At 71.6% G+C, this 18,631-nt stretch carries 16 protein-coding genes; 14 read left to right on the top strand and 2 right to left on the bottom strand.

What is annotated here, in order from left to right:
• The first annotated feature begins 76 nt into the window (after positions 1-76).
• The 11 genes from aspS (at position 77) to FK268_RS06715 (ending at position 13,914) form a co-directional block, all read left to right on the top strand.
• Positions 77-1,891, top strand: coding sequence for an aspartate--tRNA ligase (aspS, locus tag FK268_RS06765; RefSeq protein ID WP_146432498.1), 1,815 nt, complete (start codon positions 77-79; stop codon positions 1,889-1,891).
• 7 nt (positions 1,892-1,898) lie between these two features.
• A complete protein-coding gene (locus tag FK268_RS06760) occupies positions 1,899-4,349 on the top strand; it encodes a circularly permuted type 2 ATP-grasp protein (protein ID WP_158636064.1) in 2,451 nt (816 codons plus the stop codon).
• Positions 4,340-5,257, top strand: a complete 918-nt coding sequence (locus FK268_RS06755) for a transglutaminase family protein (protein WP_146432495.1) — start codon at positions 4,340-4,342, stop codon at positions 5,255-5,257. Before FK268_RS06760 ends, FK268_RS06755 begins: the two co-directional genes overlap by 10 nt.
• Positions 5,258-5,272: 15 nt before the next feature.
• Positions 5,273-6,379 carry a hypothetical protein gene (locus FK268_RS06750; RefSeq protein ID WP_146432493.1) on the top strand — a complete coding sequence of 369 codons (1,107 nt, stop codon included), beginning with the start codon at positions 5,273-5,275 and terminating at the stop codon, positions 6,377-6,379.
• A 29-nt stretch (positions 6,380-6,408) separates the two neighbouring features.
• The gene (locus FK268_RS06745) at positions 6,409-7,743 is read left to right on the top strand and encodes a replication-associated recombination protein A (protein WP_438695977.1); all 1,335 of its coding nucleotides are present in this window, start codon (positions 6,409-6,411) and stop codon (positions 7,741-7,743) included.
• A 112-nt stretch (positions 7,744-7,855) separates the two neighbouring features.
• Complete coding sequence (alaS, locus tag FK268_RS06740) at positions 7,856-10,528, top strand: alanine--tRNA ligase (protein ID WP_146432490.1); 2,673 nt, start codon at positions 7,856-7,858, stop codon at positions 10,526-10,528.
• A gap of 2 nt (positions 10,529-10,530) precedes the next feature.
• Positions 10,531-11,007 (top strand): Holliday junction resolvase RuvX, encoded by a 477-nt coding sequence (ruvX, locus tag FK268_RS06735; protein ID WP_438695970.1) that lies wholly within the window; start codon positions 10,531-10,533, stop codon positions 11,005-11,007.
• Complete coding sequence (locus FK268_RS06730) at positions 11,004-12,260, top strand: endolytic transglycosylase MltG (protein ID WP_158636063.1); 1,257 nt, start codon at positions 11,004-11,006, stop codon at positions 12,258-12,260. The genes ruvX and FK268_RS06730 overlap by 4 nt, the downstream gene beginning before the upstream one ends.
• Complete coding sequence (locus FK268_RS06725) at positions 12,260-13,069, top strand: shikimate dehydrogenase (RefSeq protein ID WP_146433404.1); 810 nt, start codon at positions 12,260-12,262, stop codon at positions 13,067-13,069. The genes FK268_RS06730 and FK268_RS06725 overlap by 1 nt, the downstream gene beginning before the upstream one ends.
• Positions 13,069-13,479 carry an acyl-CoA thioesterase gene (locus FK268_RS06720; protein ID WP_146432485.1) on the top strand — a complete coding sequence of 137 codons (411 nt, stop codon included), beginning with the start codon at positions 13,069-13,071 and terminating at the stop codon, positions 13,477-13,479. Before FK268_RS06725 ends, FK268_RS06720 begins: the two co-directional genes overlap by 1 nt.
• Positions 13,480-13,491: 12 nt before the next feature.
• A complete protein-coding gene (locus FK268_RS06715; protein WP_146432484.1) occupies positions 13,492-13,914 on the top strand; it encodes a prepilin peptidase in 423 nt (140 codons plus the stop codon).
• A gap of 1 nt (position 13,915) precedes the next feature.
• On the opposite strand, the gene FK268_RS06710 is transcribed toward FK268_RS06715, so the two are convergent.
• On the bottom strand, positions 13,916-14,302 hold the full coding sequence (locus tag FK268_RS06710; protein ID WP_146432482.1) for a hypothetical protein: 387 nt from the start codon (positions 14,300-14,302) through the stop codon (positions 13,916-13,918).
• Between the two features lie 132 nt (positions 14,303-14,434).
• The gene (locus tag FK268_RS06705) at positions 14,435-14,929 is read right to left on the bottom strand and encodes a MarR family winged helix-turn-helix transcriptional regulator (RefSeq protein ID WP_146432480.1); all 495 of its coding nucleotides are present in this window, start codon (positions 14,927-14,929) and stop codon (positions 14,435-14,437) included.
• Between the two features lie 195 nt (positions 14,930-15,124).
• Here FK268_RS06705 and FK268_RS06700 point away from each other — a divergent pair, with 195 nt between their 5' ends.
• From FK268_RS06700 to FK268_RS06690, 3 genes are read left to right on the top strand one after another with little or no spacing between them, the layout of a single operon-like run.
• Entirely contained in the window at positions 15,125-16,219 is a 1,095-nt protein-coding gene (locus FK268_RS06700; RefSeq protein ID WP_146432479.1) for an LLM class flavin-dependent oxidoreductase, read from the top strand.
• Entirely contained in the window at positions 16,219-17,247 is a 1,029-nt protein-coding gene (locus FK268_RS06695; protein WP_146432478.1) for an MsnO8 family LLM class oxidoreductase, read from the top strand. The genes FK268_RS06700 and FK268_RS06695 overlap by 1 nt, the downstream gene beginning before the upstream one ends.
• Positions 17,232-18,602 (top strand): LLM class flavin-dependent oxidoreductase, encoded by a 1,371-nt coding sequence (locus FK268_RS06690; RefSeq protein ID WP_438695969.1) that lies wholly within the window; start codon positions 17,232-17,234, stop codon positions 18,600-18,602. Before FK268_RS06695 ends, FK268_RS06690 begins: the two co-directional genes overlap by 16 nt.
• Positions 18,603-18,631 lie beyond the last annotated feature (29 nt).

Raw genomic sequence — 18,631 nt, 5'->3', positions numbered from 1 at the left:
ACGGGTGTCCGCGGGTGCAACAGTTCCCCGTAGCATGTCCAGGGTCGAGAATTCCCTGTCGAAAGGACACCCGAAAGTGCTGCGCACCCACCTGGCCGGATCGTTGCGTGCGGAGGATGCCGGCACCGTCGTCACCCTCGCGGGCTGGGTGGCGCGGCGGCGTGACCACGGCGGAGTCATCTTCATCGACCTGCGCGACAGCTCGGGTGTCGCCCAAGTCGTCTTCCGCGAGTCGGACGTCGCGGAGCAGGCGCACCGCCTGCGCTCCGAGTACTGCGTGCTGGTGACCGGCACCGTCGAGAAGCGCCCCGAGGGCAGTGAGAACCCGAACCTGCCGTCGGGAGCCATCGAGGTCAACGTCACGGAGCTCGAGGTGCTCAACGAGTCCGCGCCGCTGCCCTTCCAGCTCGACGAGGAGCCGGGCGAGGAGGCGCGCCTGAAGTACCGCTACCTGGATCTGCGCCGCGAGGGCCCCGCCGCCGCGATCAAGCTGCGCAGCCAGGCCAACGCCGTGGCGCGCAACATCCTCGCGCTCAACGACTTCACCGAGATCGAGACGCCGACGCTCACCCGCTCCACCCCGGAGGGCGCCCGCGACTTCCTGGTGCCCGCGCGCCTGCGCCCCGGCACCTTCTACGCGCTCCCGCAGAGCCCGCAGCTGTTCAAGCAGCTGCTCATGGTCGCGGGCATGGAGCGGTACTACCAGATCGCGCGCTGCTACCGCGACGAGGACTTCCGCGCCGACCGGCAGCCCGAGTTCACCCAGCTCGACATCGAGATGAGCTTCGTGGACCAGGAGGACGTGATCGCCCTCGGCGAGCAGATCGTCAAGGCGCTGTGGTCGCTCATCGGCCACGAGATCCCCACCCCGATCCCGCGCCTGACCTACGCCGAGGCCATGCGCCGCTTCGGCTCGGACAAGCCCGACTTGCGCTTCGGCCTCGAGCTGGTCGAGTGCACCGAGTACTTCAAGGACACGCCGTTCCGCGTCTTCCAGTCGCAGTACGTCGGTGCCGTGGTGATGCCCGGCGGCGCGAGCCAGCCCCGCCGCCAGCTCGACGCCTGGCAGGAGTGGGCCAAGCAGCGCGGCGCCCGCGGCCTCGCCTACGTACTCATCGGCGAGGACGGCGAGCTCACCGGCCCCGTCGCCAAGAACCTCTCCGACGACGAGCGCGCCGGCCTCGCGGCCCATGTGCAGGCGAAGCCCGGCGACTGCGTCTTCTTCGCCGCCGGTGCCACCAAGCAGATGCGCGCCCTGCTCGGCGCGGCGCGCGGCGAGATCGCCGAGAAGCTGGGCCTGATCAAGGACGGCGACTGGGCCTTCACCTGGGTCGTCGACGCCCCGCTGTTCGAGCCCGCCGACGACGCGACCGCGTCGGGCGACGTGGCCGTGGGCGACGGCGCGTGGACGGCCGTGCACCACGCCTTCACCAGCCCCAAGCCGGAGTCGATCGACACCTTCGACACCGATCCGGGCAGCGCGCTGGCCTACGCCTACGACATCGTCTGCAACGGCAACGAGATCGGCGGCGGCTCGATCCGTATCCACCGCAAGGACGTCCAGGAGCGCGTCTTCGCGATCATGGGCATCGACGAGGAGCAGGCCCGCGAGAAGTTCGGCTTCCTGCTCGACGCCTTCTCCTACGGCGCCCCGCCGCACGGCGGTATCGCTTTCGGTTGGGACCGCGTGGTCTCGCTGCTCGCCGGCGCGCCGTCGATTCGCGAGGTCATCGCCTTCCCGAAGTCGGGCGGCGGTGTCGACCCGCTGACCGATGCGCCTGCGGCCATCACCGTGCAGCAGCGTCGCGAGTCGGGCATGGACGCGAAGCCGAAGAAGCCGGAGGCCGCCACCGCGAACCCGGCCGGGAACGCCGAGGCGGCGAAGGAGTAGCTCCGCCGTGTCCATCGACGGTCTGCGCGACCTGGACAGCGACGGCCTGCGCCGGCTCACCGGCCGGGTCCGCGGGCTCATCGACGACGAGGGCATCACCTACAACGCCCTCGACGCGCTGCCCGCGACGGCGGATCCCACCGAGCCGGGCCCGTGGCGGCTGGACCCGTTGCCGGTGGTCCTCGGCAGCGACGAGTGGGAGGCGCTCGCGCGCGGCGTCGCCCAGCGGTCCCTCCTGCTCGACGCGGTGCTGGGGGACTTCTACGGCGAGCAGCGCACCGTCCGGACCGGCGTGGTGCCGCCCGAGGTGCTCTTCGCGCACCCCGGGTACATCCGCCGCGCGGTCGGCGTACCGTCGCCCGGTCCCAGGTCGTTGTTCCTGCACGCCGTGGACGTGGGCGAAGCCGCCGATGGTACGGGGTACGCCGTGGTCACCGATCGGACCCAGGCACCGTCCGGCGTGGGCTACGCGCTGGCCGATCGACGCGTGACCTCCCGCGCCCTGCCCCGCGAGTTCCGGGAGGAGACGCCGCGTCCGGTCTCGTCGTTCGCCGCGGCGCTGCGGGTCCAGCTCGTCGAGGCGGCGCCGCCCGGCGTCGACGATCCGACCGTCGTGGTGCTCAGTCCCGGTTCCTTCTCGGAGACCGCCTTCGACCAGGCGTACCTCGCGTCGGTCCTGGGTTTTCCGCTGGTCGAGGCGTCCGACCTGACGGTGCGCGACGGGGGAGTGTTCATGCGCTCCCTCGGGCGGATGAAGCGCGTGCACGTGATCCTGCGGCGCGTCGATTCCGAGTTCTCCGACCCCCTCGACCTCCGGACCGACTCGCAGCTCGGGGTCGTCGGGCTCGTGGAGATGATGACCCGTGGGGCGGTCACCGTCGTCAACACGCTCGGATCCGGCGTGCTCGAGAACCCCGCCCTGCACGCGTACCTGCCGCAGCTGTGCCGCGACCTGCTCGACGAGGACCTGCTGCTGCCGTCGACCCCCACCCTGCACGCCGCCACCCCCGCCGGCCGCGCCGCGATCGACGGCCCGCTCGAGGACCGGCTGGTCCTGAACTTCGCCACGGGCGAGCGGCTGGCCGGCGCGGAGCTCACCGCTGCCCGGGCCGACGAGCTGCGCGTCCGGATCGCCGCGGACCCGACGGTCTGGTGCGTGAAGACCCTCGTTCCGTTCACCGGCCGTCCCGCGATCGACGGCGGCGCCGTCGCCGAGCGGGGGTTCGCGTTGCGGGCGTTCTCCCTCGCCCAGGAATCGGGCTACACGGTGCTCCCCGGCGGGCTCGGCCAGGTGCTGCTCGACGGTGCCGACGGCGCCCTCCTGTACTCGTCGGCGGCGCGCGACGTGTGGGTGCCGACGTCGGACGACGTCCGGACGCACGCCCGGGTCGCGACCGCACCGCGCGCAGGCCGGACCGGATCCGCCCCGAGCGGGCCGGTCGCGACGCCGCGCGTGCTCTCCGACCAGTTCTGGATCGGCCGGTACGCCGAGCGCGCCGAGGCGACCGTCCGGCTGCTGTCGATGGCGCACGATCGCAGCCGGGAGTTCCGGCATCGCCCGTGGCAGGCCGGTGCCGGGGTGCTGCAGCCCCTGCTCGACGCGGTGGTCGCCGCCACCGTGACCGATCAACTGGGGCCGATCCTCGTCGAAGGCACCGAGCAGACCGACGTGCTCGCGCGTCTGCGGCGCCTGACTCTCGACGTCGACGTGCCCGGCAGCGTCGCGCACTCCGGGGTGCGGCTGCGCGCCTGCCTGCGCGCCGTGCGCGATCAGATGTCGACCGACACGTGGCTCGTGCTCAGCGGCGCGGAACGCTCGCTGGGACGGCTCGCGGCCGATGTCGCCGACGGCGGAGAACAGCTCGACCAGACCCTCGGCGAGGTGCTGGTCTCGCTGCTCGCCTTCGCCGGACTGGGGCGCGAGTCCCTGGTCCAGGACCCGGCCTGGCTGATGATGGACGCCGGCCGCCGGATCGAGCGGGCGCTGCAGCTCAGCGCCGTCACCCGGGCGATGGTCGTGCCCGAGAACGCCGCCGAGGTCGAGGCGGGGCTCCTCGAGGCCTACCTGGTGAGCTGCGAATCCGCCGTCACGTACCGGCGACGGCACCGCGCCGTCCTCCGGGCGGGCGCCGCCGTCGAGCTGATGTTCCTCGACGCCACCAACCCGCGCTCGCTGGTCGCGGCGCTCACGACGCTGTCCTCCGACCTGGGGCGCCTGCCCGACGAGCTGCGCAGCGCGAGCTGCGAGCGGACCGTCGGCGAGGCGCTCGGCCGCCTGGGCCGGTTCGATCCGGACGACGCCGAGATCGTCGCCGACGGTCGTCGTGCGGAGCTGGAGGGCCTGCTCGACGCCGTCGACGAGGGCCTGCGCGAGGTGTCCGACGTGCTGGAGCGGACGCGGTTCGCGCCGCCCGCGGCCGCACGACCGATCTGGGTGGGGGTGCAGTCGTGGGGCTGAGCTTCTCCCGGCGGACCGAGGACTCCTCGACCCGCCGGTACCGCGTGGTCCACGAGACCACGTACACGTACGACGCCGAGGTCACGTCGAGCTTCGGGCGCTGCTACCTCTCGCCCCGCGAGCTGGCGGACCAGCGGGTCGCCGAGCACGCGATCACGATCGGCCCCGAGCCGTCGGACCGCTCCGAGGGCGTCGACGCCTTCGGCAACACCGACACCTACTTCCACGTGACCACCCCGCACACCCGCCTCCTGGTCCGCGGTGAGTCGCTCGTCGAGGTGGACCCGCTCGAGAAGTCCATCACCGACGAGGGGCCGGCGCTGGCGCCGTGGGAGCTGGCCAGGCCCGTCGGCGAGGCGGGGGCGATCGCGGCGCAGTACCGCCTCGACCAGCGGCCGCCGGAGATCGACGATGCCGTGCGCGCCTACGCCGATGCGGTCTTCACCCCGGGGAAGCCGCTGGTGGAGGCCGTCGAGGAGCTGACCACGCGGATTTACTCGGACTTCGCCTACAAGTCCGGTGCGACCAACGTCTCGACCCGCGTTGGCACCGTCATGGAGCGCCGCGAGGGGGTCTGCCAGGACTTCGCCCGGGTCGCGATCGCCTGCTTGCGCTCCAAGGGGCTGGCCGCGCGGTACGTCTCCGGCTACCTCGCGACCGAGCCGCCGCCCGGACAGGACCGCGTCGTCGGCGCCGGGGCGACCCATGCGTGGGCCGCCGTGTGGCTGCCGGGCGACGTCTGGCTGCCCTTCGATCCGACCAACAACAAGTTCGTCGACGAGCGCCACGTGACGGTCGCCTTCGGCCGCGACTACGAGGACGTGCCGCCCCTGCGCGGCGTCATCTACACCGATTCGAAGGGATCGAAGATCCATGTCTCCGTGGACGTCGCACCCATCCCCGACTGAGGTAGGTTGGAGATGATGGTTGCCGCGCTGGGGTACGAGACGACGAGGGCGGCCCTCACCGCGGTGGAGGGCCTGCTGGGTCGCCGAGTCGGCGCACCCGTTGAGCTGGGGGAACCGGAGGATCTGGGCGGTTCCGGCCGCACCCTGGTGATGCGGGTCCGGGTGTTGCACAACAATCCGTTGCTTCCGCGTTCCGTGGTCATCAAGCAGCTGCGCGCCGCGGACCATTCCGACGCCGATCACTCCGAGGCCTTCGCGCGCGAAGGCGCGGCCTACAAGTTCGCGACGGCGCTGCCCGTCGATGCGCGGCCCGGCCCGCAACTCCTGGCCTCCGACGCCCACGAGCGCATCCTCGTGCTGCAGGACCTCGGTGAGGGGGAGACGATGGGGGACCTGCTCCGGCGCACGCCGTCGGCCGGCGCCGCCACTGTTCTCTCCGCCTGGGCGCAGGCGCTGGGCCGCATGCACGCGGGCACCTACGGCCGCGAGCGCGACCTGTCCGTGCTGGCGCGCCGCGAGCACACCGATTCCCGTAACGACCCGGTCGCCGGGGAGGCGGCGCGTGCGGCCGAGGCCGTTCCGGCGGCCGTCGGCGGCATCGACGAGACCACGCGGACCGTGCTGGATGCGGCGGTCGCCCTGTTCAGCGAGGGACCCTTCCGTGCCTTCAGCCCGTCCGACGTGGGGCCCGACAACACGCACGTCGTGGGCGGCGCGGTGCGTTTCCTCGACTACGAGTGGGCGGGCTTCCGCGACGGCGCGCTCGATGTGGCCTACGTCCTGCTCACCTACCCGGACTGCACCGAGGACGGTCACGCGCCCGAATTCGACGTGGCGATCGTCGAGGCCTGGCGGTCCGAGGTCGTCCGGCTGTGGCCCCGTCTCGCCGATGACGTGGCGCTGCGCCGCCACGTGACCACCGCCAAGCTGGCCTGGCTCACGCTGGCGACCTACTGGGCGCTGGGGCTCGATTCCGCGAGCCGCATCGACGCGGGGCACCTCGACAGCCTGCCGGCGTGGTCGAACGCCGATCTCGCCGCGCGCTGGGACCGCCTCGCCGCGGCCGATCCGCGGGTGCACGACTTCGCACTCGCCGCCGCCGCGGAGGTCCGCGCGTTGTGACCGGATCCCTGTTCGGTGACGACGGGGATCTGGGAGCGCCGGCCGCGCCGCCGGCGAACGGCCCGGTCGAGTTCGTCCCCACCCACACCGGTACGCCGCTGGCCGTCCGCATGCGGCCGCAGGGGCTGGACGAGGTCCTCGGCCAGGAACACCTCCTCGGGCCGGGTACGCCGCTGCGCCGGCTGATCGACGGTGCGGGCGCCGCCAGCGTCATCCTCTACGGACCTCCGGGTACCGGCAAGACCACCATCGCCTCGCTCATCTCGGGTGCGACGGGACGGCGCTTCGAGGCGCTGTCCGCGCTGTCGGCGGGGGTGAAGGACGTGCGCGCGGTCATCGACCTGGCGCGCCGCCGCCTCCTCGTCGACGAGCAGACCGTCCTCTTCATCGACGAGGTGCACCGGTTCTCCAAGGCGCAGCAGGACGCGCTTCTGGCCGCGGTGGAGAACCGGGTGGTGCTCCTCGTGGCGGCCACCACCGAGAACCCCAGCTTCTCGGTCGTCTCGCCGCTGCTCTCGCGCTCGCTGATCCTGCAGCTGCGGCCGCTGGAGCCCGCGCACATCTCCGAGCTCATCGATCGCGCGCTGTCGGATCCGCGCGGATACGACGGCGCGCTGACCATCGCCGACGAGGCCCGCGAGCACCTGGTCCGTCTCGCCGGCGGTGATGCCCGGCGCTCACTCACCGCGCTCGAGGCCGCCGCCGACGTGACGCTGGGGGAGGGCGGCGAGGAGATCACGCTCGAGGCGGTCGAATCGTCGATCGATACCGCGGCCGTCCGCTACGACCGCGCGGGCGACCAGCACTACGACGTGATCAGCGCCTTCATCAAGTCGATCCGCGGCTCCGATGTCGACGCGGCGCTGCACTACCTCGCCCGCATGATCTCGGCCGGTGAGGATCCGCGGTTCATCGCCCGCCGCCTCGTGGTGCACGCCTCCGAGGACATCGGCATGGCCGACCCGCAGGCCCTGCTCGTCGCGACCGCCGCCGCACAGGCCGTGCAGCTGATCGGCATGCCCGAGGCCAGGCTCGCCCTCGCCCAGGCCACCATCCACCTCGCTTCGGCCCCGAAGTCCGACGGTGTCGTCGCCGCCATCGGTGCGGCGATGGCGGACGTCGCGGCGGGAAAGGCGGGGCCGGTGCCCCCGCACCTGCGCGACGGCCACTACGCCGGCGCGGAGAAGCTGGGCAACGCCCAGGGCTACGTGTACCCGCACGGCGTGCCGGGCGGGGTTGCGGCCCAGCAGTACCCGCCGGACGATCTCATCGGCACCGACTACTACAAGCCCACCGACCACGGCTTCGAGCGTGAGATCGGCCCGCGCGTGACGCGGTTGCGCGGGATACTCAGGCGGAGGTAGAGGGCACCGCGTGACGGTGGCCGAGGAAGGCAGGTGCGTGTGCACGTGGCGCGTCGGTAAGGTGGTCGGGTCGCTGTAACGCTCGATGACATCTTCAACGCGAAGGATCGCTGTGCAGACCCATGAGATTCGGAAGCGGTTCACGGACCACTTCGTCAAGGCCGGACACACCCAGGTGCCGAGTGCATCGCTGGTCCTGAACGACCCGAATCAGCTCTTCGTCATCGCCGGCATGGTGCCCTTCGTGCCCTTCTTCCTCGGCCAGCAGACCCCGCCGTACGAGCGCGCCACGTCGATCCAGAAGTGCGTTCGCACGCTGGACATCGAAGAGGTCGGCATCACCACCCGGCACAACACCTTCTTCCAGATGGCCGGCAACTTTAGCTTCGGCGACTACTTCAAGCGCGATGCCATCCGGTTCGCCTGGAGCCTGCTGACGAATCCGGTCGACGAGGGCGGCTTCGGCATGGACCCGGAGCGCCTCTGGTCGACGGTCTACCTCGACGACGACGAGGCCCGCGACCTGTGGCTCGAGGTCGGCCAGGTGCCCGAGCGCATCCAGCGCCGCGGCATGAAGGACAACTACTGGTCCATGGGCATCCCCGGTCCCGCCGGCCCGTGCTCCGAGATCTTCTACGACCGCGGGCCCGAATACGGCGTCGAGGGCGGCCCCGAGGCCGACGAGGACCGCTACATCGAGATCTGGAACCTCGTCTTCATGCAGAACGAGCGGGGCCAGGGCGGCGGCAAGGAGAACTTCGAGATCCTCGGCGAGCTGCCGAAGAAGAACATCGACACCGGCATGGGCATCGAACGTGTCGCCTTCCTGCTGCAGGGTGTCGACAACGTCTACGACACGGATCTGCTGCGCCCCGTGATCGACCGGGCGCAGGAGCTCACCGGCCAGCGCTACAACGCCGGTGATGCGGAGCACGACCGCCTCTTCCGCGTCATCGCCGACCACACCCGCACCGCCGTGATGCTCATCGAGGACGGCGTGAACCCGGGCAACGACGGCCGTGGCTACGTGCTGCGCCGCCTGCTGCGCCGCGTGGTCCGCTCGGCCCGGCTCCTCGGCGCCACGGGCGAGACGATGGGCGTCTTCGTCGACACCGTCATCGCCACGATGTCGCCGTCGTACCCGTCTCTCGGCGACGACGCGCAGCGCATCCGCACCGTCGCCACCGGCGAGGAGCAGGCCTTCCTCAAGACGCTCGAGCAGGGCACCACGCTGTTCGGCAATGCCGTCGACGCCACCAAGTCCTCCGGTAGGACGGTGCTCTCGGGCGACGACGCCTTCACCCTGCACGACACCTACGGATTCCCGATCGACCTCACGCTGGAGATGGCCTCCGAGGCCGGCCTCGCGGTCGACGAGGAGGGCTTCCGCGCCCTCATGGCCGAGCAGCGCCAGCGCGCGAAGGACGACGCGAACTCCCGCAAGTCCGCGCTCGCCGATCTCTCGGTGTTCCGCGAGTTCCTCGACCGCGGCCCCACCGAGTTCACGGGCTTCGACGAGCTGGTCTCCGAGGCCCAGGTCCTCGGCCTGATCAAGGACGGCGTCCGCGTCCCCGTCGTGCACCAGGGCGACGACGTGGAGATCGTCCTGGACCGCAGCCCGCTCTACGCCGAGGCCGGCGGCCAGCTCGCCGACATCGGCACCATCACCACCGCCGCGGGCGCGCAGATCGTCGTCACCGACGTGCAGCGCGTCGCCAAGACGCTCTGGCGGCACCAGGGCACCGTCGCCACCGGCGAGGTCACGGAGGGCGATGCCGTCACGGTCACCGTCGACGGCGCCCACCGCCACGGCAGCACGCAGGGCCACTCCGGCACCCACCTGGTGCACGCCGCGCTGCGGCAGGTCCTCGGCCCCAACGCCGTCCAGGCCGGCTCGCTCAACAAGCCCGGCTACCTGCGTTTCGACTTCCGCTGGTCGGGCGGCCTGAACGACGAGCAACGCGCCGACATCGAGCGGGTCACCAACGAGGCCGTGCAGGCCGACTACGCGGTGCACACCGACGTCACGGACCTGGAGACGGCCAAGCGTCGTGGGGCCATGGCGCTGTTCGGCGAGAACTACGGCGACCGGGTGCGCGTCGTCGAGATCGGCGGGCCGTTCTCGATGGAACTGTGCGGCGGCACCCACGTCGCGAGTTCGGGGCTCGTCGGTCCCGTCACCGTGCTCGGCGAGAGCTCCGTCGGCTCCGGTGTGCGCCGCGTCGAGGCCTACGTGGGCCTCGACTCGCAGAAGTTCCTCGCCAAGGAGCACGCGCTCGTCTCGGCGCTGTCGAGTTCGCTCAAGGTGCCGTCCGAGGAGGTGCCGGCGCGCGTCGAGTCGCTCGTCACGCGCCTCAAGGACGCGGAGAAGGAGCTCGAGAAGCTGCGCGCGCAGGCCGCGCTGTCGGCGCTCGCGGAGCTCGCCTCGAGCCCCGAGCGGGTGGGCCCCGTACGTCTCGTGGCGGCGAAGGCCCCCCAGGGTGTCGCAGCCGGTGAGCTTCGTGGCCTAGTCACCCAGCTCAAGGGGCGTCTGGGCGCCGATGCCGCGGTGATCGCGTTGTTCGCGGTCGACGGCGACAAGGTCCCCTTCGTGGTCGCCGCGAACGATGCGGCGCAGGATCTCGGCATCAAGGCGGGCGATCTGGTCAAGGCGGCTGCCCCGTCGGTCGGCGGTCGCGGCGGCGGCAAGGCCGATCTCGCGCAGGGCGCCGGTTCCGACGCGTCCGGCATCGACGCGGCTCTCGCCGCGATCCGGGCCGAGGTCACGCGGACGGCCGGCGCCTGACGGTGTCGTCGTGGGAGCGGGGCCGTCGGCTGGCCCTCGACGTGGGCAAGGCCCGCATCGGGGTCGCCGTGTCGGATCCCGACGGGATCCTCGCCACCCCCGTCGAGACCGTGCGGGCGGCGAAGGACGGGTCCGATCTCCGGCGGATCGCGCAACTCGTGGTGGACTACGAGCCCGTGGAGATCGTGATCGGTATGCCCCGCACACTGCGCGGGGAGCGCGGCGCGTCCGCGCGCATGGCCGAAGGGTTCGCGCGGCGGCTCGCCGGAGCCCTGGCTACTGCGACCGCAACGCCGCCGCGGGTATGTTTCTCGGATGAGCGCTTCACCACGGTCACGGCGCAGCGTGCGCTGCGCGAGAACGGGGTGCGGGCGAAGGAGCAGCGAGCGGTGATCGATCAGGCCGCCGCGGTGGCCATCCTGCAGGGATGGCTCGACGAGAGGCGGCCGGTGCCCGGCCGCGAGGAGGTCGACGAGTGAGCGACGGGTGGAACCGGCACCGGGCTGAGCCGGTGTCGGTCGGCGAACAGCGGACCACCCGGGCGGAGCGGCGTCGGGCCGCGGAGCGAGCACGGATCAAGCGGCGTCGTCGCGTCGCGCTGCTCTCCATGCTCGTCGTCTTCCTGGTCGTCGTGGCCGGTGTGCTGTGGACGGTGCGGGGTTCGCTCTTCGGCGGCGCCGCGGCGCCCGAGGACTTCGCCTCCGGCCAGGCCGGTCCGGAGGTGGTGGTGCACGTCATCGGCCAGAACAACTCCGACTTCGCGCAGAATCTGGTCGACGCGGGTGTCGTGAAGTCGGTCGGTGCGTTCAATCGCGCCGCGGGCGACAAGCCGATCTCGGCCGGCTACTACGAGCTGCGCAAGTCCCTCCCGGCGTCCGAGGCCGTCACCATGCTCGTCGATCCGAACCGCTCTCACCGCGTGGGCATGCTCAACGTCTCGCCCGGCGCTGTACTCGATGACAAGCGCAACAAGGACGGGAAGATCGCGCCCGGCATCTTCAGCCAGCTCTCCGCCGCCACGGCCCACACCGTCGACGGTGTGAAGAAGCAGACGTCGAAGGCGGACTTCGTCAAGATCGCGTCCTCCGCGACCGTCGCCGACCTGGGTGTTCCGGAGTGGGCCGCTGCCACCGTGGTACGCCTCAAGGGCGACCACCGGCGGCTCGAGGGCCTGATCGCTCCCGGTACCTGGGACCAGATCGACCCGTCGGCCACGCCGCAGGCGATCCTCAAGGATCTGATCACGGCGTCGGCGAAGCAGTACGAGACGCAGGGTCTGCTCTCGGCGAGCCGCACGTCGGCGGCGAAACTCGCGCCGTACCAGGTGCTGGTCTCGGCCTCCATCGTCGAGCGTGAGGTCAACCAGGCCGACGATTACCCCAAGGTCGCCCGGGTGATCCTCAACCGGCTGGCCAAGGACCAGAAGCTCGAGATGGACTCCACGGTGAACTACGGCGAGGCCGTCACCGGCATCGATGTCGCGGGCGAGAAGCTGCTCAAGAAGACCGAGTGGAACACGTACGCCAAGACGGGGTTGCCGGCGACACCGATCGGCGCCGTGGGCACCGAGGCGCTGGTGGCCACCGAGAACCCGGCGCCCGGTCCATGGCTCTACTTCGTCACCGTGGACAAGCAGGGCACCACCCTGTTCACGGATGACTTCGCGCAGCACGAGCGCAACCGGCAGAAGGCCTGCGAGAACAAGTTCCTCACCGTGGGTTGCGGGCCGTGATGAGGCGCGCCGCCGTTCTCGGCAAGCCGATCGCGCACTCGCTCTCACCCGTCCTCCACGGTGCCGCGTTCGCCGCGCTGGGCCTGGACTGGAGCTACGAGCGGATCGAATGCGACGCCGACGCCCTGCCGGGCCTGGTGGGGGGACTGGGGCCCGAATGGGTGGGGCTGTCGGTGACGATGCCCGGAAAGTTCGCGGCGCTCGATTTCGCCGGGGAGCGGACGGAGCGCGCCGTGACGGTGGGGTCGGCCAATACGCTGGTGCGCACCGAGTCCGGTTGGCTCGCCGACTGCACCGACGTCGACGGTGCCGAGGGGCTCCTCGCCGAGTGCGATGCGACGGGGGAGTCCGCGGTGGTCGTGGGCGCGGGCGGCACCGCCCGCCCGGTCTTCGCGGCCCTCGCCGACCGCGGTTTCCGCAGGGTGACGGTGCTCGCCCGCTCGGAGGAACGGGCGCAGGGAGCGCTCGCCTGCGCCGAGGCCTTCGGCCTCACGGCGGAGTGGGCGGCCCTCGCAGCGGCGTCGGTCCCGGCCGCCGACGTGCTGGTCTCCACGCTCCCCGGCGGGGCGCAGTCCGACGACTTCCCGTTGGCGGACGCGCTGTCCTCCGCGGCGCCGGCGGTGGCCGACGTGGCCTACGATCCATGGCCCACGCTGCTCGTCGCGGCCGCCGAGTCGAAGGGCGCGCGCACCGCGGGCGGCCTGACGATGCTGCTGCATCAGGCCTTCCGCCAGGCCGAATGGTTCACCGGGCGTCCTGCTCCGCGGGAGGCGATGACGGCGGCGCTGAACGCCGCGAGGAAGGCATGATGTCGGAGTTCCGTCACCGATTCCGTCCGCGGTACTACGAGATCGACCGGCAGGGTGTCCTGTTCAACATGTGGTACCTCGCGTACCTCGACGATGCCGTCGGTCGGTTCTTCACCGCGCGCGGCGCGGCGTGGGAGCAGTGGGCCAGCCAGGGATTCGACATCCAGATCGTGCACGTCGAACTCGACTACGCCGCCGGGCTCACCGATGACCGCGACTCCGAGATCGCGATCCGGCCCGGCCGGATCGGCACCAAGAGCTTCACCCTCGACTTCGTCTTCCTCGCCGACCTCGACGCGGTCGAGCCGACGCAGGCCGTCGTCGGGCGCGTCGTCTATGCCGTGATCGACCCCGACGGCTCGGGCGCGATCCCGATTCCCGATCCGCTGCGCGGGGCGTTGCAGGCCTGACAGACTGGCCGCGTGGAGTGGGGGCTCTTCGGGGGAGTGATCGCGTGGTGCGCCGCGCTGTGCTGGTTCGACGTGCGCGAGCGTCGGCTCCCGGATGTCCTGACCCTGCCCGCCGCCGCAATCGCGCTCCTCTGGGCCGCGTGGTCCGTGTTCGACGGTGCGCCCGCCCCGCTCCTCGGTGCCGCGCTGTGGACGACGGTGAACGGCATGGCTTTCGTGTGCCGGGGAATGGGCGCCGGGGACGTGAAGGTGGCGCCGGCCCTCGGCGTGGTCAGCGCGACGGTCGCCGGCATTGCGGGTGTGCTCGTCTCGATGGTCGCGGCGCAGGTCATCACCATCGTCTGGGCGGCCGCTCTACGCGACAGGACGGTCCCGCACGGCCCGGCGATGTGCCTGGCGGTGCTGGGGACCGTCCTGTCGACGTCCGTTCGGTAGGTCAGGCTGCGGGCTTGGCCGTGGTGGTGGTCGCAGCGGCCGAGGAGGTCGCGGGCTTGGCTGCGGGCTTGGCCGCCGGCTTCGCACCGGGCTTGGCCGAGGCCGACGGGGTGGCCGACGCGGACGGCGTCGCCGGCTTGGTGGCCGACTTGGTCGCGGGAGCCGGGGTGGCGGGCTTCGCCGGCGTGGCGCCGTTCGCCGGACGCCAGCGGTAGCGGTTGCCGTCCTGCACACACTTGAGGTTCACACCGTTGTGGACGGCGGTCTTGCCGGCGTCGGCCTTGGCGCAGAACCGGCCGTTGGCGGGCTCGGCACCTGCGATGCCGGGGACGAGGGTGGTGATCGCGACGGCCGCGGCGATACCCGCGACGAGCTTCTTCATCGACATGGATGCAATCTAACAGCCGCTCCCAGGTTCTGCTCAGGAGAAACTCAGCACTCTCCGCTTTGTCGGATTCGCGTGTCGCGCGGGGCGGGTCGGAGCGTGGTGAGCTGGTCGCGACGCCTGGGGCGCGTGCGACTAGCGCTGGTCCGGCGATGGCTGCGTCGTCAGATTCCGCAGGAGCAGGTCGAAGGTCTTGAGGCTCTCGTCGGACAAGGGCGCCAATATCGATCCCACCCGCTCCACGTGGGCGGGGAGGAGGCGTTCGACGAGGCCACGACCCTCTTCGGTGAGTGTGACCCGTTTGCCCCGTCCGTCGGTCGGGTTCGGTGTCCGAGTGATCAGGCCCGCCGATTCGAGGCGGTCGAGCCGAGCGGTCAGACCTGCGCGGGTGATCAGGAGCTGATCCGCCAACGTCGCGGGGGTGAGCGCGAAGGGCGCTCCGGAACGGCGGAGCGTCGCCAGCACGTCGAACTCGCCGCGGCGGAGCCCGGCGTTCTCCAACGGCCCCTCGGTCGCGGTGCGGGCGATCACCTCGAGCTGGGCGAGGCGGCTGATGATGCTCATCGACAGGATGTCGAGCCCCGGATACTCGGTGCGCCACTGGGCCATGGCGGCGTCGACGTCGTGCACGGGCCGAGGCTACTACGGAGAACGGGAGAATGGTTAGTTCCGTTAATAGTCTTTCGGGGAGGTTCAGGACGGTGGAGGACCTTGCCCCGCTTGCACTTCCGATCTGCAGGGACGTAACGACCTCGCGCGATTCCCTTGCATCCACGGTGAGCGCAACGGGTCACAGGCGAAAGCCGGACGCCTACCGTCGAATCCGTGACCGCACCTACCTCTCGCCCTGTCCTCGGGATCGCCCTGGAGCCTTTCGGCTGGCATCCCGCAGCGTTCGCGGAGGTCGGAGCGGACCCACTGGAGGCCACCTCCGCGGAGCACTGGGTTGGGCTGGCCCGCTCCGCGGAGGTGGCCGCCTCCGACTTCGTCACGTTCGAGGATTCGTTCTCGCTCACCGCCCGGGACCGGCTCTCCGGCCGGTTCGACGCCGTTCTGCTCGCGGCTCGCGTGGCGCCGGCGGTGCCACGCATCGGGCTCGTCCCCACCGTGACGGCCACCCACACCGAGCCCTTCCACGCGTCGAAGGGCATTGCGACGCTGGACTACGTCAGCGGCGGTCGTGCGGGTGTGCTCCCCGTGACCACGGGTGCCCCCGCCGACGCGGCGCTGTTCGGGCGTAAGGACCCTCAGGACCCGGCATCGCGCGCCCTCGAGGCGCGCGAATACGTCGAGGTACTGCGCGATCTCTGGGACAGCTGGGAGGACGACGCGATCGTCAAGGACGTCGCCACCGGGCGGTTCGTCGACCGGGACCGGCTGCACTACATCGACTTCCACGGTGAGAACTTCTCGGTCAAGGGGCCGTCGATCACGCCCCGGCCGCCGCAGGGACGCCCGCCGGTCGTCGTGCGGATCACGGACGCCGACTCCGAGGCCGTCGCCGCGGACGCCGATATCGCCATCGTGCCCGCCGGTCCGGACGAGGAGCTGGCCGGGACGGCTCGCCGGCTTCGGGCGGCCGGTGTCCCACTACTGCTCGTGGATGTGACCGTCCACCTCGCCGATTCCGAGCGGACCGCGTTGCGCCGCATCGAGAAACTGGATCACCGTGAGACCGCGGACGACGACACGCGGGTCTTCGCCGGTACGGGGGAGGCGCTCGCCCGCGCGGTGGCCGGGTGGCAGTCCCTCGGCTTCGACGGTGCCCGGTTCCGGCCCGGCGTGAACGCCGTCGACCTGCCCAGGCTCCGCGTCGCCTTCGCGCCGCTCCTGCCCGGGGCTCCGCGCACGGGGACGCTCCGCGAGATCCTGGGTCTCGGGCCCGCGATCAACCGCTTCGCCGCCGTGAAGGGGGCCTGATGACCGGGCTGAACATCCTCGATCTGGCGCCGATCCCGGAGGGTGGCACCCCGTCGGACGCGCTGCGCAACACCCTGGATCTCGCCCGCCGGGCGGAGGATTGGGGCTACGGCCGGTACTGGGTCGCCGAGCATCACTTCGCGCACGTCGCGAGTGCGGCACCCGCCGTACTCATCGCCGAGATCCTGGCCCGCACCAGCCGGATCCGCGTCGGGTCCGCGGCCGTGCTCATCGGGTTCACCACTGCGCCGGCCGTCGCCGACGCCTTCGGCGTGCTCGCGGCGCTGCACCCCGGTCGTGTCGACATCGGGCTCGGGCGTACCGGGCAGCGACTGCGAACGCCTCCGCCGGGTGCGCCGGCACCCAACCCGGCGATCGTCGCCGGGTACGAGCGGCTCTACCACCCGAAGGCCGAGCCGCCGAGCTACACGGAGCAGGTCGACGACGTCCTCGCCCTCGTTGCCGGCACCTTCGTCGCCGAGGGCCATTCGCTGCGGTCTCCCGTCGCGGAGGCGGCGCGCGAGGCCCCGGTGTGGATCTTCGGCAGCAGCGCGGGGGAGAGCGCGCAACTCGCAGGTGCCCGCGGCCTGCCGTTCGTCGCGAACTACCACGTCAGTCCGGCGACCACCGTCGAGGCGGCGCAGGCCTACCGCGACGCCTTCCGTCCCTCGGAGCGGCTGAGCGCACCCCATGTGGTGGTCAGTGCGGATGTCGTGGTCGGTGAGACCGACGCGCAGGCGCGCGAGCTCGCCGCCGGCTTCCCGGCGTGGGTGCACTCGATCCGCCACGGTGCCGGAGCGATCGCCTACCCGCGGAACAGCGACGCTCTCAGCGCGGATCAGCGAGCCGCGGTCTCCGACCGCACCGAGACGCAGTTCGTGGGCCAGCCCGGTCGCGTCGCCGACGGGCTGCGTGCCCTCGCCGAGCGCACGGGCGCCGACGAACTGGTGATCACCTCGGTCACGCACGATCACACCGCACGCCTGCGCAGCCACGAGCTCCTGGCCAAGGAATGGGGACTGCTATGACGAACAGCCCGACACCGGCGACCCGTGACGTTTCCGGAATCCCGGTCCGGGAGGGTGCGCACCGCAAGCCGATCCACCTCGCGGCGCACTTCCCGGGCGTCAACCACAACACCGTCTGGTCCGATCCCGCGGCGCGGAGCCAGGTGGAGTTCGACTCCTTCGTGTACCTCGCCCGCGCCGCCGAGCGCGCGAAGTTCGACTTCTTCTTCCTCGCCGAGGGGCTGCGCCTGCGCGAACATCTCGGGCGGATCCACGACCTCGACGTCGTGGGCCGGCCCGACACCTTCACCGTGCTCTCCGCGTTGGCGGCGGTGACCGACCGGATCGGCCTCGCGGGCACGATCAACACCACCTTCAACGAGCCCTTCGACGTGGCCCGGCAGTTCGCCACGCTCGATCACCTCAGCGCGGGCCGCGCGGCGTGGAACATGGTGACGAGCTCGGACGCCTTCACCGGGGAGAACTTCCGTCGCGGCGGCTTCCTCGCGCACGCAGACCGGTACCACCGCGCGGACGAGTTCATCACCGTTGCACGGAAGTTCTGGGACGGCTGGGGCCGCGGTGAGATCGTGCACCACGGCGCGCAGTTCGACGTCCGGGGCGGCGCGCCGCTGCCGCCCTCGCCGCAGGGACGCCCCGTGCTGCTGCAGGCGGGCGACTCGGGGGAGGGGCGCGACTTCGCCGCAGCGCAGGCGGATGCGATCTTCACCCGCCACGGTTCGCTCGAGAGCGGCCGATCCTTCTACGCCGACGTCAAACGTCGCGCCGCCGACCGTGGCCGGAATCCGGACCACCTCAAGGTCTTCCCCGGTGCCGCCGCCGTCGTCGGCGACACGCCCGAGGAGGCGCAGGACAAGGCGCGCGACATCCGGCGGCGGCAGGTCGGCCCGCAGACGGCGCTCAACTTCCTCGAGCAGGTGTGGGGCCGGGAGCTGCAGTCCTTCGATCCCGACGGTCCGCTCCCCGACGTCGAGCCGGTCTACGAGACCACGGCGGTGCAGGGTCGCGTTCTGCACGCGGACCCCCGGGAGATCGTCGCGGCCTACCGCGCCCGCGCCGAGGCCGGCGGCTTGTCCATCCGCGAACTGGTCATCGAGCTCAACACCCGACCCCAGTTCGTGGGCACCGCGCAGCAGGTGGCCGACGAGATCGACACCTTCATCCAGGCGGACGCCGCGGACGGCTTCATCCTCGTACCGCACCTCACCCCCACCGGCCTGGACGAGTTCATCGACGGCGTCGTCCCGCTGCTGCAGGAGCGCGGGGCGTTCCGGACCGAGTACGAGGGCACCACGCTGCGCGAGCACCTCGGCCTGCCGCTGCCGGAGGAGACCGCCGCGCAGCGCGCGGGTTAGCGGGTCTTCACTCGTTCGCCCCGCGGGCG

The sequence above is a fragment of the Tsukamurella sputi genome, assembly GCF_007858445.1.
Classification (GTDB): domain Bacteria; phylum Actinomycetota; class Actinomycetes; order Mycobacteriales; family Mycobacteriaceae; genus Tsukamurella; species Tsukamurella sputi.
This window is presented reverse-complemented; position numbering and strand designations above follow the sequence as displayed.